Annotated in this window: 19 protein-coding genes; all 19 read left to right on the top strand. The window is 70.8% G+C overall.

Annotation, left to right across the window (positions count from 1 at the left end; genetic code table 11):
- Window positions 1-821 (top strand): DALR anticodon-binding domain-containing protein (locus ABZ484_RS34025; RefSeq protein WP_358869812.1); only part of this gene is annotated, 821 nt, incomplete at its 5' end.
- Window positions 822-846: 25 nt separating this feature from the next.
- Window positions 847-2,238, top strand: coding sequence for a diaminopimelate decarboxylase (lysA, locus tag ABZ484_RS34020; protein WP_358869811.1), 1,392 nt, complete (start codon window positions 847-849; stop codon window positions 2,236-2,238).
- A 191-nt stretch (window positions 2,239-2,429) separates the two neighbouring features.
- Window positions 2,430-3,722: a homoserine dehydrogenase gene (locus ABZ484_RS34015; protein ID WP_030170264.1), complete on the top strand. Its 1,293-nt coding sequence runs from the start codon at window positions 2,430-2,432 to the stop codon at window positions 3,720-3,722.
- Window positions 3,723-3,728: 6 nt separating this feature from the next.
- Window positions 3,729-4,787 (top strand): threonine synthase, encoded by a 1,059-nt coding sequence (thrC, locus tag ABZ484_RS34010; RefSeq protein WP_358869810.1) that lies wholly within the window; start codon window positions 3,729-3,731, stop codon window positions 4,785-4,787.
- Between the two features lie 433 nt (window positions 4,788-5,220).
- Entirely contained in the window at window positions 5,221-6,138 is a 918-nt protein-coding gene (thrB, locus tag ABZ484_RS34005; RefSeq protein ID WP_358869809.1) for a homoserine kinase, read from the top strand.
- Window positions 6,139-6,547: 409 nt separating this feature from the next.
- The gene (rho, locus tag ABZ484_RS34000; protein WP_358869808.1) at window positions 6,548-8,563 is read left to right on the top strand and encodes a transcription termination factor Rho; all 2,016 of its coding nucleotides are present in this window, start codon (window positions 6,548-6,550) and stop codon (window positions 8,561-8,563) included.
- A gap of 222 nt (window positions 8,564-8,785) precedes the next feature.
- Window positions 8,786-10,576, top strand: coding sequence for a trypsin-like serine protease (locus tag ABZ484_RS33995; RefSeq protein WP_358869807.1), 1,791 nt, complete (start codon window positions 8,786-8,788; stop codon window positions 10,574-10,576).
- 306 nt (window positions 10,577-10,882) lie between these two features.
- Window positions 10,883-12,019, top strand: a complete 1,137-nt coding sequence (locus tag ABZ484_RS33990; RefSeq protein ID WP_358869806.1) for an LCP family protein — start codon at window positions 10,883-10,885, stop codon at window positions 12,017-12,019.
- A 173-nt stretch (window positions 12,020-12,192) separates the two neighbouring features.
- Window positions 12,193-12,417 carry a 50S ribosomal protein L31 gene (gene rpmE, locus ABZ484_RS33985; protein WP_014675000.1) on the top strand — a complete coding sequence of 75 codons (225 nt, stop codon included), beginning with the start codon at window positions 12,193-12,195 and terminating at the stop codon, window positions 12,415-12,417.
- Between the two features lie 109 nt (window positions 12,418-12,526).
- A complete protein-coding gene (gene prfA / locus ABZ484_RS33980) occupies window positions 12,527-13,594 on the top strand; it encodes a peptide chain release factor 1 (RefSeq protein WP_358869805.1) in 1,068 nt (355 codons plus the stop codon).
- A gap of 129 nt (window positions 13,595-13,723) precedes the next feature.
- A complete protein-coding gene (gene prmC / locus ABZ484_RS33975) occupies window positions 13,724-14,563 on the top strand; it encodes a peptide chain release factor N(5)-glutamine methyltransferase (protein ID WP_358869804.1) in 840 nt (279 codons plus the stop codon).
- Window positions 14,564-14,618: 55 nt separating this feature from the next.
- Window positions 14,619-15,266: an L-threonylcarbamoyladenylate synthase gene (locus tag ABZ484_RS33970; RefSeq protein ID WP_306191898.1), complete on the top strand. Its 648-nt coding sequence runs from the start codon at window positions 14,619-14,621 to the stop codon at window positions 15,264-15,266.
- Window positions 15,263-15,940 carry a protein-tyrosine-phosphatase gene (locus ABZ484_RS33965; RefSeq protein ID WP_358869803.1) on the top strand — a complete coding sequence of 226 codons (678 nt, stop codon included), beginning with the start codon at window positions 15,263-15,265 and terminating at the stop codon, window positions 15,938-15,940. Before ABZ484_RS33970 ends, ABZ484_RS33965 begins: the two co-directional genes overlap by 4 nt.
- Window positions 15,941-16,624: 684 nt before the next feature.
- A complete protein-coding gene (gene glyA, locus ABZ484_RS33960; RefSeq protein WP_358869802.1) occupies window positions 16,625-17,863 on the top strand; it encodes a serine hydroxymethyltransferase in 1,239 nt (412 codons plus the stop codon).
- Between the two features lie 159 nt (window positions 17,864-18,022).
- The gene (locus ABZ484_RS33955) at window positions 18,023-19,432 is read left to right on the top strand and encodes an MraY family glycosyltransferase (protein WP_358869801.1); all 1,410 of its coding nucleotides are present in this window, start codon (window positions 18,023-18,025) and stop codon (window positions 19,430-19,432) included.
- Between the two features lie 302 nt (window positions 19,433-19,734).
- The gene (locus ABZ484_RS33950; protein WP_358869800.1) at window positions 19,735-20,172 is read left to right on the top strand and encodes a hypothetical protein; all 438 of its coding nucleotides are present in this window, start codon (window positions 19,735-19,737) and stop codon (window positions 20,170-20,172) included.
- Between the two features lie 225 nt (window positions 20,173-20,397).
- Complete coding sequence (atpB, locus tag ABZ484_RS33945) at window positions 20,398-21,216, top strand: F0F1 ATP synthase subunit A (protein WP_358869799.1); 819 nt, start codon at window positions 20,398-20,400, stop codon at window positions 21,214-21,216.
- A gap of 79 nt (window positions 21,217-21,295) precedes the next feature.
- Window positions 21,296-21,535 carry an ATP synthase F0 subunit C gene (atpE, locus tag ABZ484_RS33940; protein WP_018571456.1) on the top strand — a complete coding sequence of 80 codons (240 nt, stop codon included), beginning with the start codon at window positions 21,296-21,298 and terminating at the stop codon, window positions 21,533-21,535.
- Between the two features lie 50 nt (window positions 21,536-21,585).
- Window positions 21,586-21,999 (top strand): F0F1 ATP synthase subunit B (locus tag ABZ484_RS33935; protein ID WP_358869813.1); only part of this gene is annotated, 414 nt, incomplete at its 3' end.

Raw genomic sequence — 21,999 nt, 5'->3', positions numbered from 1 at the left:
GTGACTCGGCCGGCGGCTTCGGTCGTCTCGTCGCCGAGGTGCTGGAGTGCGGTGCCCGCTTCGGCCACGTCGAGCAGGGGTCCGGGCGGAGCGTTCAGCTGCACTGTCCCTGTGATGTCCGTGCCGTGGTCGTGGCTGACGTCGTTGCCCGGTTGTTTCGGGCCCAGGGGCACGACGACGTTCGTATCGGCTGTGACGGTTCGCCCCCGCCGGAGTGGGCGTCCCTGCTCGGGGTGCGTGTCGAGGCCTTCGGCCCCTTTGGCCCCTTCGGCCCCTTCGACGCCTCCGGGGCTCAGGCGACCATCCGGCCCGTTCCCGTTCCCCTCTCCCGCTGCCCCGAGATCCTCGCCCTCGGGCGTGACGCCGGGCGGTGGGCCCTGCTGCATCCCGCGGGGCACGACCGGGTCCAGGTCGACGGCCGGCACCTCGTCCAGCGTGAGAGCAACCCTCTCTTCCGCGTCCGGTACGCGCACGCCCGCACCCGGGCCCTGCGCCGCAACGCCGCCGATCTCGGGTTCCGGCCCGATCCCGAGGTGTCGGCCTCCACGGACCCCACAGCCGTCCGTCCGCTGCTCACCGCCCTCGGCGATCATCCCCGTGTCCTCGCCCAGGCCGCCGCGCACCGCGCGCCCGATCGTCTCGCCCGGCACCTCGTCACCGTCGCCGATGCCGTGCTGCCCCTCCTGCCCGCCGTACTGCCGCTCGGCGAGGAGAAACCCTCGGCCGCCCACCGTGCCCGGCTCGCCCTCGCCGAAGCCGCCGGGACGGTGCTGGCCGGTGGCCTGTCCCTGCTCGGCATCGACGCACCCGACCACCTCTGAGAGAACCCAGAGAGACGTAACCGACATGAGCCGTTCCGCACACCCCGCCGGGCCCCGTCACGCCGATGTCCTGCCCGAGGGGCACTACTCGGCGCCGCCCGCCGACCTCAACAGCCTCGATCCCAAGGTCTGGGCACAGACCGTGGGACGGGACGCCGACGGTGTCGTGACCGTCGGCGGGATTCCCGTCACCCGGCTCGCCGAGGAGTTCGGCACCCCCGCCTACGTCCTCGACGAGGCCGACTTCCGCGCCCGGGCCCGGGCCTGGCGCGGCGCCTTCGGGCACGACGCCGACGTCTTCTACGCCGGGAAGGCGTTCCTGTCCCGTGCCGTCGTGCGGTGGCTGGACGAGGAAGGGCTCAATCTCGACGTCTGCTCCGGGACGGAGCTGGCCACCGCGCTCTCCGCCGGGATGCCGGCGGAGCGCATCGCCTTCCACGGCAACAACAAGTCCGCGGACGAGATCCGGCGGGCCGTCGAGGCCGGGGTCGGGCGGATCGTGCTCGACTCCTTCCAGGAGATCGTCCGGGTCGCGCACATCGCGCAGTCGCTCGGGAAGCGGCAGAAGGTCCAGATCCGGATCACCGTCGGTGTCGAGGCGCACACCCACGAGTTCATCGCCACCGCCCACGAGGACCAGAAGTTCGGCATCCCGCTCGCCGGCGGGCAGGCCGCCGAGGCCGTACGGCGCGCCCTCCGGCTCGACGGGCTCGAGCTGATCGGCATCCACAGCCACATCGGGTCCCAGATCTTCGACATGTCGGGCTTCGAGGTCGCCGCTCACCGCGTCGTCGGGCTGCTCAGGGAGGTCCGTGACGAGCACGGCGTCGAGCTGCCCGAGATCGACCTCGGGGGCGGGCTCGGGATCGCGTACACCAGTGACGACGACCCGCGCGAGCCGCACGAGATCGCCAAGGCGCTGACCGAGATCGTCACGCGCGAGTGCGAGGCCGCCAAGCTGCGCACGCCGCGCATCTCCGTCGAGCCCGGGCGTGCCATCGTCGGCCCGACGGCCTTCACGCTCTACGAGGTCGGCACCATCAAGCCGCTCGAGGGGCTGCGTACGTACGTCTCCGTGGACGGCGGCATGTCCGACAACATCCGCACCGCGCTCTACGACGCCGAGTACACCGTCGCGCTCGTCTCCCGCACCTCCGACGCCGAGCCCATGCTCGTCCGTGTCGTCGGCAAGCACTGCGAGAGCGGGGACATCGTGGTCAAGGACGCCTTCCTGCCGGCCGACCTCGCTCCCGGCGATCTCGTCGCCGTGGCCGCCACCGGCGCCTACTGCCGGTCCATGGCCAGCAACTACAACCACGTGCTGCGCCCGCCGGTGGTCGCCGTGTCCGACGGCGAGGCCCGCGTGATCGTCCGCCGGGAGACGGAGGAGGACCTTCTCCGTCTCGACGTCGGGTGAGGTCCGTCTCGGCGTCGGGTGAGTGACGAGCGATGTCGGCTCACGAGCAGAAGGCTTCGGGCCGGAAGATCTCCGGTCTCCCGGCCCGACGAAAATGAAATAAACGTCTCAGGATCCGGACAATTGGCAGAAACTCCGGTCCGGTGAGTGAGACTGGTCCAACCGTAGACGGTATGAGGAAACGAGGTCGGATGATGCGTACGCGTCCGCTGAAGGTGGCGCTGCTGGGCTGTGGGGTTGTCGGCTCAGAGGTGGCGCGCATCATGACGACGCACGCCGACGACCTCGCCGCCCGCATCGGCGCCCCGGTCGAACTCGCCGGGGTGGCCGTGCGGCGGCCCTCCAAGGTCCGTGAGGGCATCGACCCGGACCTCATCACCACCGACGCCACCGCCCTCGTCAAACGCGGCGACCTCGACGTCGTCGTCGAGGTCATCGGCGGGATCGAGCCCGCGCGGACCCTCATCACCACCGCCTTCGAACACGGCGCCTCCGTCGTCTCCGCCAACAAGGCGCTCCTCGCCCAGGACGGCGCCGCCCTGCACGCCGCCGCCGACGAGCACGGCAAGGACCTGTACTACGAGGCCGCCGTCGCCGGCGCCATCCCGCTGATCCGGCCGCTGCGCGAGTCCCTCGCCGGGGACAAGGTCAACCGGGTGCTGGGCATCGTCAACGGGACCACCAACTTCATCCTCGACAAGATGGACTCCACGGGAGCGGGGTATCAGGAAGCCCTCGACGAGGCCACCGCCCTCGGGTACGCCGAGGCCGACCCGACCGCCGACGTCGAGGGGTTCGACGCCGCCGCCAAGGCCGCCATCCTCGCCGGGATCGCCTTCCACACGCGCGTACGGCTCGACGACGTCTACCGCGAGGGCATGACCGAGGTCACCGCCGCCGACTTCGCCTCCGCCAAGGAGATGGGCTGCACCATCAAACTGCTCGCCATCTGTGAGCGGGCGGCCGACGGCGCCTCCGTCACCGCGCGCGTGCACCCCGCGATGATCCCGCTCAGCCATCCGCTGGCCTCGGTGCGCGGCGCGTACAACGCCGTGTTCGTCGAGTCGGACGCCGCCGGGCAGCTCATGTTCTACGGTCCCGGCGCCGGCGGCTCGCCCACCGCCTCCGCCGTCCTCGGCGACCTGGTCGCCGTCTGCCGCAACCGGCTGAGCGGGGCCACCGGGCCCGGCGAGTCCGCGTACGCCGCGCTGCCCGTGTCGCCCATGGGCGACGTCGTCACGCGCTACCACATCAGTCTGGACGTCGCCGACAAACCGGGCGTCCTCGCCCAGGTCGCCACCGTGTTCGCCGAGCACGGCGTGTCGATCGACACGGTGCGCCAGCAGGGCAAGGACGGCGAGGCCTCTCTCGTCGTCGTCACCCACCGTGCTTCCGACGCGGCCCTCACCGGGACCGTCGAGGCGCTGCGCAAGCTCGACACCGTCCGCGGTGTCGCCAGCATCATGCGGGTTGAAGGAGAGTAACCAGCAATGACCCACCAGTGGCGCGGAATCATCGAGGAGTACCGGGACCGGCTGCCGGTGTCCGACAGCACGCCGGTCGTGACGCTCCGCGAGGGGGGTACGCCCCTCGTGCCCGCGCAGGTGCTCTCCGAGCGCACCGGCTGCGAGGTCCACCTCAAGGTCGAGGGCGCGAACCCGACGGGGTCCTTCAAGGACCGCGGCATGACCATGGCCATCAGCAAGGCGAAGGAGGAGGGCGCCAAGGCGGTCATCTGCGCCTCCACCGGCAACACCTCCGCCAGCGCGGCCGCCTACGCGGTGCGGGCCGGGATGGTCTCCGCCGTGCTCGTGCCGCAGGGCAAGATCGCCCTCGGCAAGATGGGCCAGGCGCTCGTGCACGGCGCCAAGATCCTCCAGGTCGACGGCAACTTCGACGACTGTCTGACCCTCGCCCGCGCGCTCAGCGACAACTACCCCGTGGCGCTGGTCAATTCGGTCAATCCGGTGCGTATCGAGGGGCAGAAGACGGCCGCCTTCGAGATCGTCGACATGCTCGGCGACGCACCCGACATCCACGTCCTGCCGGTCGGCAACGCGGGCAACATCACCGCCTACTGGAAGGGTTACAAGGAGTACGCCGCCGACGGCGTCTCCACGAAGACCCCCCGCATGTGGGGCTTCCAGGCCTCCGGCAGCGCTCCGATCGTGCGCGGCGAGATCGTCAAGGACCCCTCGACCATCGCCACCGCGATCCGGATCGGCAACCCCGCCTCCTGGCAGTACGCGCTGGCCGCGCGCGACGAGTCCGGCGGTGCCATCGACGAGGTGACGGACCGTGAGATCCTGCGCGCCTACCGCCTGTTGGCCGCGCAGGAGGGCGTCTTCGTCGAGCCGGCGTCCGCCGCGTCCGTCGCCGGTCTGCTGAAGGCCGCCGAGCAGGGCAAGGTGGACCCGGGGCAGCGGATCGTGTGCACCGTCACCGGCAACGGCCTCAAGGACCCCGACTGGGCCGTCGCGGGCGCCCCGCAGCCGGTCACCGTCCCGGTCGACGCGGCCACGGCCGCGGAGCGCCTGGGCCTCGCCTGACCTGGCGGCGGAGGGGGCCGGGGGAGCGGAGGGAGCAGGGCGGGACCCCGTACGGGGCACCCGCCCGCCCACCCACCTTCCGCTCGGTGGCAGAGGCTGACCGGGCATCCCGTGCCATCCGCCCCCGTTCCGCCGCGGTCACGGCCTCGATCGCTCACGCCTGGGGACGCCCCGTCCGGCTTCCAACGCAAGGAATCCCAGGACCCCCGGTGAGGGTGCACAAGGGGCTTACGACACGCATCGTGCGCCTCCTGTGCGCCCTATGTCGCCACTGAACCTTCCTTCGATAGGCTGTAGGTAACCCGCCCGCCGCATATGCCCTCGCATGGGGCGGTGCCGCGCCGTCTCCACGGCCCGAGGGTCCTCACGTACGTGTCGAATGTCGGTCGAATGCCACTCGACCATCACGCAGCTCAAGGAGAGTCAACGAGCGATGGCCGGTCCAGCGTTCCGCGCCGCCGCCGTCCGGGTGCGCGTCCCCGCCACCAGCGCCAACCTCGGCCCGGGCTTCGACGCCCTCGGCCTCGCGCTGGGGCTCTACGACGACGTCGTCGTCAGGGTGGCCGACTCCGGGCTGCACATCGACATCGCGGGCGAGGGCAGCGAGACGCTGCCGCGCGACGAGAAACACCTGCTCGTACGCTCCCTGCGCACCGCCTTCGACGTCCTCGGCGGGCAGCCGCGCGGCCTGGAGATCGTCTGTGCGAACCGCATTCCGCACGGCCGTGGCCTCGGCTCCTCCTCCGCCGCCATCTGCGCCGGCATCGTCGCCGCCCGCGCCGTGACCATAGGCGGCGAGGCCAGGCTCGACGACACCGCGCTGCTGGAGCTGGCCACCGAGATCGAGGGCCACCCGGACAACGTGGCGGCCTGCCTGCTCGGCGGTTTCACCCTGTCCTGGATGGAGGCCGGCGCCGCCCGGGCGATCAGGATGGAGCCCTGCGATTCCATCGTTCCGGTGGTTTTCGTGCCCGGAAAGCCGGTGCTGACCGAAACCGCGCGGGGACTGCTCCCGCGCACCGTGCCGCACGTCGACGCGGCCGTCAACGCGGGCCGTGCCGCGCTGCTCGTCGAGGCCCTCACCCGGCGCCCCGAGCTGCTGCTGCCCGCCACCGAGGACCGACTCCACCAGGAGTACCGCGCCCCGGCCATGCCGGAGAGCGCCGCGCTGGTGGAGCGGCTGCGCGCCGACGGCATCCCCGCGGTCATCTCCGGTGCCGGGCCCACGGTGATGGCCCTGGCCGACGCGGACACCGCCGACAAGGTGGAACAGCTGGCCGGCGCCGAATGGGCGGCGAACCGGCTGAGCCTGGACACGCAGGGAGCGAGCGTGCTGCCGCTGTCGGGCTGACACGCGATTGCCGGATTGTGAGAGGGGGAATGTTTGTTGGATCCGGTAGTGTTAACCTCAAGTCTGCACCCGACCCCACCATGGCGAGGTGCTTAGTGTCCCCGTCCGGGACCAACATTCTTCCGGGAGCTCCCCAAGGCACTCTGCGTTCCGAACGCCGTATCTGGGCAGTACGTCGTACGCGGACGCTGAGCGGTTCACAGGGCACGCTCCGGAATCGGCGCGACCACCACGTGACACAGTGACACTCGGTGCCACAGCTCGTGGAAGCGCCAATCACCAGATATCTCTTCCGCCGCTTTGGCGGACCACCGCCCCGGCACGGTCCACACAGCAAGGACCGAAGCCGGACAGCACAACCGGTCGCCGAGCCAGACAGGCCGACGTCCGCTCCAGGGAAGGACCCTTCGTGAGCGACACCACCGATCTGATGGGCGCACGTGTCGAGGAGACCGCTGCCGCGCCCGCCACGGACGCCTCCGCGCCTGCCACCGGTGCGGGCTCCCGGCGGCGCCGCGGTACCGGCCTCGAGGGCATGGTGCTGGCCGAGCTGCAGCAGGTCGCCTCGGGCCTCGGTATCAGGGGCACCGCGCGCATGCGCAAGAGCCAGCTGATCGAGGTCATCAAGGAGGCGCAGGCGGCTGGGGGCGCTGCCCCCGCGAAGGCCGACGCCGCCGCCGAGGCCAAGCCGAAGCGCCGTGCCACCTCCCGGGCCCGTACGGGTGAGGAGGCCCCCGCCGCGGAGAAGAAGGCGGCCGAGGCCCCCGCCGAGAAGGCCGTGGCCCAGCAGCAGATCGAGATCCCCGGCCAGCCGGCCAGCGATGATGCTCCGGTGGAGCGCCGCCGGCGCCGTGCCACCGCCGAGGCGGGCAGCCCGGCGGGCAGCGCCGAGACCGTCGCCGCCGAGGCCAAGAGCGAGCCGAAGGCCGAGACCCCCGCGCAGTCGCAGCAGGCCGCCCAGCAGTCGCAGCAGCAGGGTCAGCAGGGCGAGGCCAAGGGCGACGCCGGTGAGGGCGGCGAGGGCCGCCGCCGGGACCGCCGTGAGCGCGGCCGTGACCGCGACCGGGACCGGGACCGCGGCGACCGTGACCGCCGTAAGGGCGACGACCAGCAGGGCGGCCAGCGCGGTCAGCAGCAGGGCCAGCAGCAGGGCGGCGGCCGTCAGGACCGCCAGCAGGACGACGACGACTTCGAGGGTGGCCGCCGGGGCCGTCGCGGCCGCTACCGCGACCGCCGTGGCCGCCGGGGCCGCGACGAGATCGCCGAGCCGCAGCTCGCCGAGGACGACGTCCTGATCCCGGTCGCGGGCATCCTGGACATCCTCGACAACTACGCGTTCATCCGGACCTCCGGCTACCTGCCCGGCCCGAACGACGTGTACGTCTCCCTCGCCCAGGTCCGCAAGAACGGCCTGCGCAAGGGTGACCACATCACCGGTGCCGTGCGCCAGCCGAAGGAGGGCGAGCGCCGCGAGAAGTTCAACGCGCTGGTCCGCCTGGACTCCGTCAACGGCATGGCGCCCGAACACGGCCGTGGCCGCCCGGAGTTCAACAAGCTGACCCCGCTCTACCCGCAGGACCGGCTCCGCCTGGAGACCGACCCGGGCGTGCTGACCACCCGCATCATCGACCTGGTGTCGCCGATCGGCAAGGGCCAGCGCGGTCTGATCGTGGCCCCGCCGAAGACCGGCAAGACCATGATCATGCAGGCGATCGCCAACGCGATCACCCACAACAACCCCGAGTGCCACCTGATGGTCGTCCTCGTCGACGAGCGTCCGGAAGAGGTCACCGACATGCAGCGGTCGGTCAAGGGCGAGGTCATCTCCTCGACCTTCGACCGCCCGGCCGAGGACCACACCACGGTCGCCGAGCTGGCCATCGAGCGCGCCAAGCGTCTCGTCGAGCTGGGTCACGACGTGGTCGTCCTGCTGGACTCGATCACCCGTCTGGGCCGCGCCTACAACCTGGCCGCCCCGGCCTCGGGCCGCATCCTGTCCGGTGGTGTCGACTCCACCGCCCTGTACCCGCCGAAGCGCTTCTTCGGTGCGGCCCGCAACATCGAGGACGGCGGCTCGCTGACCATCCTCGCCACCGCGCTGGTGGACACCGGGTCCCGCATGGACGAGGTGATCTTCGAGGAGTTCAAGGGCACCGGCAACATGGAGCTCAAGCTCGACCGGAAGCTCGCCGACAAGCGCATCTTCCCGGCGGTGGACGTGGACGCGTCCGGTACCCGTAAGGAAGAGATCCTGCTCGGCAACGAGGAGCTGTCCATCGTCTGGAAGCTGCGCCGGGTGCTGCACGCGCTCGACCAGCAGCAGGCGATCGAGCTGCTGCTCGACAAGATGAAGCAGACCAAGTCGAACGTCGAGTTCCTGATGCAGATCCAGAAGACGACCCCGGCCCCCGGCAACGGCGACTGAGCCACCGGTTCACGGCCGGCCGTCCGCGACGCTGCCGAAGAAGTCCCGCCCCGTCACCTGCGTGATGGGGCGGGACTTCTTGCTTGTAGGATCGGCGCACCGAAGTGGGGGGGAACGTATTTTCGGATACGCCCATGGGGGGCTGGTCGGTGCTGCCTTCGTCAGTTCCGCGTCCGCTGGGTTCTCCTCCCCGCGAGCAATCCATGCCGACAGGAGAACTGAGTGGCATCTATTTCCCGGAGACCCCATCTGGGTCTCCCCGCGGCTGCCGCCGCGCTCGCCCTGGGAGGCGCGGTCCTCGCGGCCGCTCCCGCCCAGGCATCCGGCGGAACTCCCGTCCCGCCCAGGCCGGCCGTCACCGAGAGGCCCAGCGCCTCCCAGGCCGAGCTGCTGGCGCGGATCCACGGCTCGGAGACCGCGCTGAAGGACGACACGGCCGCCGCTCCCACCACGGAGCCGACGGCCGGCACGAGTCCGACGGCCTCGTCCGGCACCGTCGACCCGAAGATCATCGGCGGTACGGCCGCGTCCCTCACCGAGGCGCCGTGGATGGTGCAGCTGCACTACTACGACGACAAGGGCACCGCGGACACCTCCGACGACGAGGGCTACTTCTGCGGCGGCACCCTGGTGGCCCCGACGAAGGTCCTGACCGCCGCGCACTGCGTGTACGGCCTGGACTGGGCGAAGAACGGCGCCGTCCTCGCCGGCACCAGCCAGCTGCCGGACGGCGACGACCTGCACGGCGGCCGGGTCGCCGGCGTGTGGCGGCAGTGGGTCAACCCCACGTACAAGCCGGCCACCACCGCGGGCGGTGACCTCGCGGTGCTGACCCTGACCGAGGCGCTGCCGTACAAGACGCTCCAGCTGACGTCGAGCTCCGACACCGCCTCCTACGGCAACGGCACTCCGGCGACGGTGTACGGCTGGGGGCGCACCAGCTCCACCAGCGACGACCTGTCGCTGACGCTGAAGAAGGCGACCGTGCCGATGCGGTCGGACTCCACCTGCACCACCTACTACGGATCCGACTTCGTGCCCGGCCAGATGGCCTGCGCCGGCAACCCGGCCACCGGCCAGGACGCCGGTACGGTCTCCCCGTGCAACGGCGACTCGGGCGGCCCGCTCGTGGTCAACGGCAGGATCGCCGGTGTCGTGTCGTGGGGCGTCAAGGACTGCGTCGAGACGGGCGCCTACAGCGTCTTCGCCAAGACCCGCTCCTACGTCGGCCCGGTCAACGCGCGCATCGACGACGCCGACCTCGACTTCGACGGTCTGGCGGACCTGTTCGCCCGGCGCGCGTCCGACGGCACGGCCTACGAGTACTACTCGCTCGGGGACCAGTGGCCCTACCTGGGCAACCGCGTCGCGCTCACCGGCTGGGGCGGGCTGAGCCTGGTGCGCCAGGCCGACCTGAACCGCGACTTCTACCAGGACTACCTGTTCCGCACCTCGGACGGCACCCTGTACGACTTCGCGTTCAACGGGACCGACAGCTACCAGTCGATCCGCGTCGGCGGGGGCTGGAACGTCATGAAGGACATCCGGGTTCCGGGTGACCTCTCCGGCGACGCCCTGCCCGACCTGGTCGCCAAGGACAAGGACGGCGTCCTGTGGCTCTACCCGGGCAAGGGCGACGGGACGTTCGGCACCCGCGTCAAGATCGGTGGCGGCTGGTCCTCGTACACCATCACCGGCAAGGGCGACTACAACAACGACGGCAAGCCCGACCTGCTGGCGCGGGACGGCTCCGGCGTGCTGTGGCTGTACCCGGGCACCGGCAAGGCCTCGCCGGCCCTCGGCACCCGGATCAAGGTCGGGGGCGGCTGGAGCATCTACAACGCCTTCGCCACCGCCGGTGACTACACCGGCGACGGCAAGCCGGACCTGCTGGCGCGGGACGGCTCCGGTGTGATGTGGATCTACAAGGGCACCGGTGTGTCCGGCTCGTCGACGTTCAAGAGCCGGGCCCAGGTCGGCGCCGGCTGGGGAGCCTTCGACCTCTTCGGCTGATCCCGTCCGCCGGCACCGCCGCGTCCGTACTCAGGGCCGCTCCCGTCACGGGGGCGGCCCTTCGGCATGCTCACGGCCGCGCGGCCGTGAGCATCCCGGGGACTGCCGGCGAGAGGTTCGCCACAGGAGTCCGGCGTGATCCGCACAGGGGGCTGTGCAACCCTTGCCCGAGTTCCCCCGTCTGACCGTACGAGCGACGATGGTGCGTACCGGTCCTTCTCACCGAGGACGGCACGAGCCAGGACAGACCGGGGCCTGACCCTGAAAACAGGGGGTAACCGACCGGATACGAGAGCCGAGGAGCGCATGTCCGCCGAGAGCACGCCGGGCCCGGGGATACCCGGGAAGAACAGCACGACCCCCCGCCGCCGGGCCGCCAAGGGCCGCCGCCGCAAGCCGCCCACCACGCGGCGCAGGGCGCTGACGGCCACGGCCTGGACCGCCGCGGGGATCGTCGTGCTCGGCGGCACCGGTGCCGGCTACCTCTACTTCAGGCTCAACGACAACCTCAAGACGGTCGACATCAACCAGGCCCTCGGCACCCACCGCCCCGGCAAGGTCGACAACGGCTCCGAGAACATCCTGGTCCTGGGCTCGGACACGCGCAGCGGCGGCAACAAGAAGCTGGGCGGCGGCACCGACGACGGCAGCGCCCGCTCCGACACGGCGATGATCGTGCACGTGTACGCGGGCCACAAGAAGGCCGGCGTGGTCTCCATTCCGCGGGACACCCTCGTGGACCGCCCCGAGTGCACCGACGCGAAGGGCGGCACGCACCCGGCCGCACACGGCGTGATGTTCAACGAGGCGTACTCCACCGGCGGCGCCACCTGCGCCGTCAAGACCGTCGAATCGCTCACCGGGGTCCGGATGGACCACTACCTGGAGGTCGACTTCAGCGGCTTCCAGAAGCTCGTCGACGAGCTCGGCGGCGTCCAGGTGACCACGACGAGGACCATCCACGACCCCGACAGCCACCTGGACCTCGACGCGGGCACGCACACGCTCAGCGGGCAGCAGGCCCTCGGCCTGGTCCGCACCCGGCACGGCGTCGGCGACGGCTCCGACCTGGGCCGCATCCAGCTCCAGCAGGCCTTCGTCAAGGCCCTGGTCGACCAGGTCAAGCACGTCGGCCTGTTCACCAACCCCAAGAAGCTGTACGACCTCGCCGACACCGCGACCAAGGCGGTCACCACCGACTCCGACCTCGGCTCGGTGAACTCCCTGATCTCCTTCGCCGACGGCCTCAAGGGCATCAGCGCCTCCCACATGAACATGGTCACCATGCCGGTCCAGTACGACCCCACGAACCCCAACCGCGTGATCATCGAGGAGTCCAAGGCCCAGCAGGTCTGGGACGCCCTGAAGAACGACCGGCCGATCCCGGCGAGCGCGACTCAGGGAACGGCCACGGGCAAGGCGAAGGGCGTGGTGAGCGGCTGAGGGCGCTGGGCCACCGGGCACCCCCGAGCAGGTGCCCCCGCCGGGAACAAACGACCGCACCCCCCGGTTTGGGAAGAAGGCGCCAGTCCTGGCAGACTGGTACGTCGGCTCCGGTTCACGCTCCCGCACCCCGCGGCGGCGACCCGGCGCCCTCCCGAAACCTAGGAGACACCTTGAAGCGCGACATCCACCCCGCGTACGTCGAGACGCAGGTCAGCTGCACCTGCGGCGCGTCGTTCACCACCCGCAGCACCATCGAGTCCGGCACCATCCGGGCCGAGGTCTGCTCCGAGTGCCACCCGTTCTACACGGGCAAGCAGAAGATCCTCGACACCGGTGGCCGTGTGGCCCGCTTCGAGGCCCGCTTCGGCAAGGCTGCCGCCGGCTCCAAGAAGTAGCGAGCCCCTTTTCGCCGGTCCACGGCCGTGCCCCCTCCCAGGGGTGCGCCGGGACCGGCGTTTTTGGTCGCCCGCCTTCCCCACCCCCCGCAGTATCAGGAGCCGAAAGATGTTCGAGGCCGTCGAGGAGCTCGTCGTCGAGCACGCCGACCTGGAGAAGAAGCTCGCCGACCCGTCGGTCCACGCCGACCAGGCCAACGCGCGCAAGCTCAACAAGCGGTACGCCGAGCTCACCCCGATCGTCGCCACGTACCGCTCCTGGAAGCAGACGGGCGACGACATGGAGACCGCGCGCGAACTGGCCGCCGACGATCCCGACTTCGCCGCCGAGGTCAAGGAGCTGGACCAGCGGCGCGAGGAGCTGACCGAGAAGCTGCGCTTCCTGCTGATCCCGCGCGACCCCAGCGACGACAAGGACGTCATCCTGGAGATCAAGGCGGGTGCCGGCGGGGACGAGTCGGCGCTGTTCGCCGGCGACCTGCTGCGCATGTACCTGCGCTACGCCGAGCGCGTCGGCTGGAAGACCGAGATCATCGACGCCACCGAGTCCGAGCTGGGCGGCTACAAGGACGTCCAGGTCGCGGTGAAGGCCCGCGGGCAGACCGAGCCCGGCCAGGGCGTGTGGGCGCGGCTGAAGTACGAGGGCGGCGTGCACCGCGTGCAGCGCGTGCCGGCCACCGAGTCCCAGGGCCGTATCCACACCTCCGCCGCCGGTGTGCTGGTCACGCCGGAGGCCGAGGAGGTCGACGTCGAGATCAACCCCAACGACCTGCGCATCGACGTCTACCGGTCCTCCGGGCCGGGCGGCCAGTCCGTGAACACCACCGACTCCGCGGTGCGCATCACGCACCTGCCCACCGGTGTCGTCGCCTCCTGCCAGAACGAGAAGAGCCAGCTTCAGAACAAGGAGCAGGCGATGCGTATCCTGCGCTCCAGGCTCCTCGCCATGGCGCAGGAGGAGGCGGAGAAGGAGGCCGCCGACGCCCGCCGCAGCCAGGTCCGCACCGTCGACCGCTCCGAGAAGATCCGCACCTACAACTTCCCGGAGAACCGCATCTCGGACCACCGGGTCGGCTTCAAGGCGTACAACCTGGACCAGGTCCTGGACGGCGAGCTCGACGCGGTGATCCAGGCCTGCGTCGACGCGGACTCGGCCGCCAAGCTCGCGGCGGCCTGAGCACCGGCAAGGCCCGCAAGGCCCGCAAGGCACGTACGGACCGAACGTACGGAACGTACGGACGAGTACCAAGCACGGAGGACCAGCGTGCAGCAAGAATTTGGGGGGCGACCCCCAAGCCCCCGCAGCGTGCTGCTCGCGGAGGTGGCGCAGGCCACCCAGCGGCTGGCCGACGCCGGCGTGCCCTCGCCGCGCAACGACGCCGAGGAACTCGCCGCGTTCGTGCACGGCGTCAAGCGGAGCCAGTTGCACTCCGTGCCGGACGCCGACTTCGACGCCCGGTACTGGGAGGTGGTCGCCCGGCGCGAGCAGCGCGAGCCGCTCCAGCACATCACCGGGCGGGCCTACTTCCGGTACCTGGAGCTCCAGGTCGGGCCCGGCGTGTTCGTGCCGCGGCCCGAGACCGAGTCGGTGGTGGGCTGGGCCATAGACGCCGTGCGCGCCATGGACGTGGTGGAGCCGTGCATCGTCGACCTGTGCACCGGCTCGGGCGCGATCGCGCTCGCTCTCGCCCAGGAGGTGCCGCGCTCGCGCGTGCACGCCGTGGAGCTGAGCGAGGAGGCGCTGACGTGGACCCGCAAGAACATGGAGGGGTCCAGGGTCGACCTGCGCCAGGGCAACGCCCTGACCGCCTTCCCGGACCTCGACGGCCAGGTCGACCTCGTCATCTCCAACCCGCCGTACATCCCGCTCACCGAATGGGAGTACGTGGCCCCGGAAGCGCGCGACTACGACCCCGAGATGGCGCTGTTCTCGGGTGAGGACGGCCTGGAGCTGATCCGCGGCATCGAGCGCACCGCGCACCGGCTGCTGAGGCCCGGCGGGGTCGTCGTGATCGAGCACGCCGACACCCAGGGCGGCCAGGTGCCGTGGATCTTCACCGAGGAGCGGGGCTGGGCGGACGCGGCCGACCACCCCGACCTCAACAAGCGGCCGCGCTTCGCCACCGCACGCAAGGCGCTGCCGTGACCGCGCCCGCCAGGACTTCAAGCCAGCAGTACGTGTACGAGGAGGCCCGCTGACAATGGCACGGCGATACGACACCAACGACGCGACCGACCGCGTGACGGGTCTGCGCGAGGCCGCGTCCGCCGTCCGCCGGGGCGAACTCGTGGTGCTGCCGACCGACACCGTGTACGGCATCGGCGCCGACGCGTTCTCCTCCGAGGCCGTGGCCGACCTGCTCGCCGCCAAGGGCCGGGGCCGCACCATGCCCACGCCCGTCCTCATCGGCTCCCCGAACACGCTGCACGGGCTGGTCACGAACTTCTCCGAGATGGCCTGGGAGCTGGTGGACGCGTTCTGGCCGGGCGCCCTGACGCTGATCGCGAAGCACCAGCCGTCGCTCCAGTGGGACCTGGGCGACACCCGCGGCACGGTGGCCGTCCGGATGCCCCTGCACCCCGTCGCGATCGAACTGCTCACCGAGGTCGGCCCGATGGCCGTGTCCTCGGCGAACCTCACCGGCCACCCCGCGCCGGAGAACTGCGACGCCGCGCAGGAGATGCTCGGCGACTCCGTCTCCGTCTACCTCGACGGCGGCCCCACCCCCGGCAACGTCCCGTCCTCCATCGTCGACGTCACCCGCGAGGTGCCCGTGCTGCTCCGTGAGGGCGCACTGTCGCCGGAGGAGCTGCGGAAGGTCGTACCCGACCTCGAGGTGGCGAATTGACGGCCCCTGAAGCGGGGCGTGGCATAGGCGAGGAGTACGAGACGGGGGTCCCGGCGCAGCCCGGCCCGCCCCACGACACCTTCCGCATCCTCCACGTCAGCACCGGCAATGTGTGCCGCTCGCCCATCACCGAGCGGCTGACCCGCCATTTCCTGGCGGACCGGCTCGGCGACCCGGCCGGCGGCGGGCTCATCGTGGAGAGCGCGGGCACCTGGGGGCACGAGGGCGCGCCCATGGAGACCAACGCCGAGACGGTCCTCGCGGACTTCGGCGCGGACGCCTCCGGCTTCGTGGGCCGCGAACTGCTGGACGAGCACGTGATCCGGGCCGACCTGGTCCTGACCGCGACCCGCGACCACCGCGCCCAGGTCATCTCCATGGGACACTCGGCCGGCCTGCGCACCTTCACGCTCAAGGAGTTCACCCGCCTGGTGAAGGCGATAGACCTGGCCACGCTGCCTCCTCTGGAGGACGGCGTGGTGGAACGCGCACGGGCCCTGGTCCGCGCTGCCGCCGCTCTACGCGGGTGGCTCCTGGCCCCCAGCGTCGAGGCCGACGAGGTCTACGACCCCTACGGCGCCCCCCTGCCCTTCTTCCGCTCCATCGGCGACGAGATACACGAGGCCCTGGACCCGGTCGTCACCGCCCTGACGGGGGTGCCCGCCCGTACGTGAGGCCGACGGGGTTCCGGCGAGGAGCTGACGGCGGCGGGGGTACGGCCGCCGGCTCGCCCGACGTGACGGGGGCGCCCGGGTGTGACCGAGGGGGCGGGAGCCGCCGTGGCTCGGTGGCGGTGGGGTCTCGCGCGGCCCGTCGGGTCCGAGTTCTGCGAGGGGCGCTGGGGGTGGGCCCTTCGGTGGGTCGCGGCCCCTGCCGGGCACCCGCCCCCGGCCCGAGGCCGACGGGGGTTCCGGCGCGGAGCCGACGGTGGCGGGGGTACGGCCGCGCCGGCTCGTCCGCCGTGACAAGGCGCCCGTGTGGGACCGGGGCGGCGGGAGCTGCCGTGGCTCGGTGGCGGTGGGGTCTCGCGCGGCCCGTCGGGGCCGAGTTCTGCGAGGGGCGCTGGGGGTGGGCCCTTCGGTGGGTCGCGGCCCCTGCCGGGGCAGCCGCCCCGGCCCGAGGCCGACGGGGTTTCGGCGCGGAACCGATGGCGGTGCGTGTGGGGGAGTCGGCTCGGCTGCGCCGCTGGGTGCCCGCGGCGGCATGACGGCGGGGCGGGTGCCGGCCGGGGGGCCCGTGAAGGGGTCCTGTGGGCCGTAGGGAGGGTGGCGGGGCCCGTGAGGGGTAACGGGTCGAGCGCGGGGCCCGGGGCGGGCCTACATTGGACGTACGTCACCGTCGACCGTCCGGAGACCACCATGTCGGTCATCCCTGCCCTCGAGGCCGATGTCCTGCGGCGGCAGGACCCCGCAGTGGCCGACATCCTGCTGGGGGAGCTGGAGCGGCAGACGACCACCCTGCAGCTGATCGCGGCGGAGAACTTCACCTCGCCCGCGGTGCTGGCCGCGCTCGGCTCCCCGTTGGCGAACAAGTACGCCGAGGGGTACCCGGCCGCCCGGCACCACGGCGGCTGCGAGATCGTCGACATGGCCGAACGGCTCGCCGTGGAGCGGGCCAGCACGCTGTTCGGCGCCGACCACGCCAACGTGCAGCCGCACTCCGGGTCGTCCGCCGTGCTCGCCGCCTACGCGGCGCTGCTGCGCCCCGGGGACACCGTGCTCGCGCTCGGGCTGCCCCACGGCGGTCACCTCACCCACGGCTCGCCCGCGAACTTCTCGGGGCGCTGGTTCGACTTCGTCGGCTACGGAGTCGACGCCGAGACCGGACTCATCGACCACGACCAGGTGCGCACCCTGGCCCTCACGCACCGGCCCAAGGCGATCGTGTGCGGGTCGATCGCCTACCCGCGCCACATCGACTACGCCTTCTTCCGGTCGGTCGCCGACGAGGTGGGCGCCTATCTGATCGCCGACGCCGCGCACCCGATAGGCCTGGTCGCCGGGGGAGCGGCGCCCAGCCCCGTCCCGTACGCCGACGTGGTGTGCGCCACCACCCACAAGGTGCTGCGCGGGCCACGCGGCGGGATGATCCTGTGCGGGAGCGAACTGGCCGAGCGCGTCGACCGGGCCGTCTTCCCGTTCACCCAGGGCGGCGCCCAGATGCACACCATCGCCGCGAAGGCCGTGGCGTTCGCCGAGGCGGCCACTCCCGCCTTCGCCGCCTACGCCCACCAGGTCGTCGCCAACGCGCGCGTGCTGGCGGCGCACCTGGCCGTGGAGGGACTGAACATCACCACCGGCGGCACCGACACCCATCTGATCACCGCCGACCCGGCGCCCCTCGGCATCGACGGGCGCGCCGCGCGCGGGCGGCTGGCCGCCGCCGGGATGGTGCTGGACTGCTGCGCGCTGCCGCACGGCGATGCCCGCGGGCTGCGCCTGGGCACCGCCGCGGTGACCACACAGGGCATGGGACAGGAGGAGATGCAGCGGATCGCCGTACTCTTCGGCAAGGTGCTGCGCGGGGAGCTCGACGCGGCGCGGGCCCGTGAGGACGTGCGCGAACTCACCGTGCGGTTCCCGCCGTACCCCGTCTGAGACGGCCGGGGCGGGGTAGGCGCACGGTCGTGCACGGCCCGTCCGGAGCCGTGCACAGGCACACGTGCAACCATCGTCGCTACCCGGAAGTCCCCATACATATGCCCGCGTCGCTAGGGTGTGGGGCTGAGATGGCCAGCGAGACCTGTGGGGAAGCCCGTGCGTGAATACCTGCTGACGCTCTGCATCACGGCCGCGGTGACGTACCTGCTGACCGGGCCGGTGCGGAAGTTCGCGATCGTGGCGGGGGCGATGCCGGAGATCCGGGCACGTGACGTGCACCGGGAACCCACCCCCCGGCTCGGCGGGATCGCGATGTTCTTCGGCATGTGCGCGGGCCTGCTGGTCGCCGACCACCTCACCAACCTCAACGAGGTCTTCGAGAAGTCGAACGAGCCGCGCGCGCTGCTCTCCGGGGCCGCGCTGATCTGGCTGATCGGTGTCCTGGACGACAAGTTCGAGATCGACGCCCTGATCAAGCTGGGCGGCCAGATGATCGCGGCCGGTGTGATGGTCATGCAGGGTCTGACGATCCTGTGGCTGCCGGTGCCCGGTGTCGGCACGGTGGCGCTCACCCAGTGGCAGGGCACCCTGCTGACGGTGGCGCTGGTCGTGATCACGATCAACGCGGTCAACTTCGTCGACGGCCTGGACGGGCTCGCCGCCGGCATGGTCTGCATCGCGGCCGCGGCGTTCTTCATGTACGCCTACCGGATCTGGTACTCGTACGGCATCGAGGCCGCCGCCCCCGCGACCCTCTTCGCGGCCGTGCTGATGGGCATGTGCCTGGGCTTCCTGCCGCACAACATGCACCCCGCGCGGATCTTCATGGGCGACTCGGGGTCCATGCTGATCGGCCTGGTGCTGGCGGCGGGCGCGATCTCGGTGACCGGGCAGGTCGACCCGGACGTGATGAACCTGTTCGCCGGCTCCGAGCGCAACGCGGTGCACCAGATGGTGCCGGTCTACATCCCGCTGCTGCTGCCGCTGACGATCATCGCCATCCCGGCCTCGGACTTCGTCTTCGCGGTGGTGCGGCGCACCTGGCGCGGCCAGTCGCCGTTCGCGGCGGACCGCGGTCACCTGCACCACCGGCTGCTCCAGATCGGCCACTCGCACAGCCGCGCCGTGCTGATCATGTACTTCTGGGCGGCCCTGATCGGCTTCGGCGCGCTGGCCTACTCGGTCAACTCGGCGTCGATGTGGATCGTGCTGGGGATCGTCGTCCTCAGCTTCATCGGGCTGGTGCTGCTCCTGCTGCCGCGGTTCACGCCGCGTACCCCGCGCTGGGCGGAGGCGTTCGTGCCGCCGCGCTACCGGCGGGCCGGCCGTCGCGCGGCCATGGCCCCGGGCGCCGCGACGCCGGCGGCGGTCGGAGCCGCGGTCCGGGAGGCGCAGGGGGCCGCTGAGGCATGCGAGGCCGCCGAGGCGCATGGGGCTGAGACGGCTCGCGAGCCCTCCGCGCCGATCGCCGCCGGAGTGGCCGGAGTGGCCGGAGTCAACGGAGCGACCGCCGTGGGCCCCCGTTCGCGCGTCCTCGACGGGCGCAGAGCGGGAACGTCGCGCTGACGCCGCAAGGTAAGAATCTGACTAAAGCGTTGCCATCTCGTGGGAGTACAAAGACCCCCAATATCAGACAACTTGGCCCGCTTTTTGCACAGACGGGCGGCTTCACTCTCATGTGTGACAGCCAGCACACCCAGCAGGTAAAGACCTCATCAAATAGTTTGTGATACCGTTCACGAGAACCCCGGATACAACCGAAGGACCCGAGTGCGAGGGGCCCTTGGTGTGGAGGATCCTCATCCGAACCGGGGACTACGCTCGTCCATGACGACACCCCTGCCCCCTGTGAAAGCGGAGTTGCCGCCATGCCGTCCAATGACGTCCGGAACCTACTGCACACCGCAGTGCCCACCGCAGCTGTCGGTGTGGTCGCGGTGGCGGTCAGTGGCGCGGTCGCCGGCGGGAAGGGCGCCATCGGGGCCGTCGTCGGCGTAGCCCTGGCCATCCTGTACATGGGGATCGGTCTCTACGTGCTGCAGTGGACGGCGAAGACGCTGCCGCAGCTCTTCCAGGCCATGGGCCTCATGCTCTACGTCGCCCAACTCCTGCTGCTCATGATCTTCTTGGCGGTCTTCAAGGGCACGACGCTCTTCAGCGCCAAGGCCTTCGCGTTCTCGCTCGTCGCCGCGACCGTCGTATGGATGGCCGCGCAGGCACGCGCGCACCTGAAGTCCAAGATCTTCTACGTCGAACCGGACTCCGAGAAGCACGACAAGTCCGAGAAGACAGGGTCCTCGTCGTGAGGGGTAGGGCCGGGATAAAGACGTGTGTGATCTCCTGCTATCGTCCGGTGCCAACTGCGGCATCGCGGGCGCGGGCATCTGAGCTGACGCCTGCTCGATCGCGAGGCTCGATGCCCGCCGGCCGCCCCCACATCCGTACCACCAGTCCGGTGCCGACCCGCGGCTGCCCGCCGCGCCGACACAACGAGGTTGCCGTATCCATGCGCCACGCCGAAGGAGCCCGCGGTGAGTGCTGACCAGACCACGCTCGCCTTTGACTGGAGTTGCCGCGTCTTCGCCGAAAACGGCTGCGGCTTCCCGTCGCCGGGCCTCCACTCCTTCATCTTCAAGCCGATGTTCACGGTCGGCGGCTACGACTTCGACAAGCCGATGCTGCTCGCCATCATCACCTCGCTGGTCGTGGTCGGCTTCTTCTGGGCCGCCTTCAGCAAGGCCAAGGTGGTGCCCGGCAAGCTTCAGATGGTCGGCGAGGCGGGCTACGACTTCGTTCGCCGCGGCATCGTCTACGAGACGCTCGGCAAGCGCGAGGGCGAGAAGTACGTCCCGCTCATGGTCTCGATCTTCTTCTTCGTCTGGATCATGAACCTTTGGTCGATCATCCCGGTCGCCCAGTTCCCGGTGACGTCGATCATCGCCTACCCGGCCGCCATGGCCGCGATCGTCTACGTGACCTGGATGGTCCTGACCTTCAAGAAGCACGGCTTCGCCGGCGGTTTCAAGAACCTCACCGGCTACGACAAGTCGCTCGGCGCGGTGCTGCCGCTCGTGGTGGTCATCGAGTTCTTCTCGAACGTCCTGGTCCGCCCGTTCACGCACGCGGTGCGACTGTTCGCCAACATGTTCGCCGGCCACCTGCTGCTCGTGATGTTCACCGTCGCCAGCTGGTACCTGATGAACAGCTGGCTGATCGCGGCCGGCGCCGTCTCGTTCGTCATGGCCATGGTCATGATCCTGTTCGAGCTCTTCGTCCAGGCCGTCCAGGCGTACGTCTTCGTCCTCCTGGCCTGCTCCTACGTTCAGGGCGCTCTCGCCGAGCACCACTGAGCCACCGTCCCGCACCGCCCCGTCACAGACGTCCGGTGGCCAACCCCCACCGGTCCTTGAAAGAGAAGGAAGAATCAGCATGGCTGCCACTGAGACCCTTGCCGCCGTCACCGGCTCCATCGCCTCCGTCGGCTACGGCCTCGCCGCCATCGGTCCCGGCATCGGCATCGGCATCATCTTCGGCAACGGCACCCAGGCGCTCGCCCGCCAGCCCGAGGCCGCCGGTCTGATCCGTGCCAACCAGATCCTGGGCTTCGCCTTCTGTGAGGCGCTCGCCCTCATCGGCATCGTCATGCCGTTCGTTTACACCTACAAGTAAACCGCGGCGGACGACCCACCCCACCAGGGAAAGGCACTGATGACATGCAGCTGACACAGCAGCTGGTGCAGCTGGCGGCGGAGGAGCAGCAGAACCCTCTCATCCCGCCCGGCCCCGAGCTGGTCATCGGCCTCGTCACCTTCGCCATCGTCTTCTTCTTCCTCGGGAAGAAGCTCCTGCCGAACATCAACAAGGTTCTGGAGGAGCGCCGCGCGGCGATCGAAGGCGGTATCGAAGAGGCCGAGGCCATGAAGGTCGAGGCCCAGAGCGTCCTCGAGCAGTACAAGGCCCAGCTCGCCGAGGCCCGGCACGAGGCCGCGCGCCTGCGCCAGGAGGCGCAGGAGCAGGGCGCCACGCTCATCGCCGAGATGCGGGCCGAGGGCCAGCGTCAGCGCGAGGAGATCGTCGCCGCCGGCCACGCCCAGATCGACGCCGACCGCAAGGCCGCCGCGTCCGTGCTCCGG

It is taken from the genome of Streptomyces sp. NPDC006393, assembly GCF_040628575.1.
Classification (GTDB): domain Bacteria; phylum Actinomycetota; class Actinomycetes; order Streptomycetales; family Streptomycetaceae; genus Streptomyces.
Note: the sequence above shows the minus strand (reverse complement) of the source record. Positions and strands in the feature narration are given on the sequence as shown.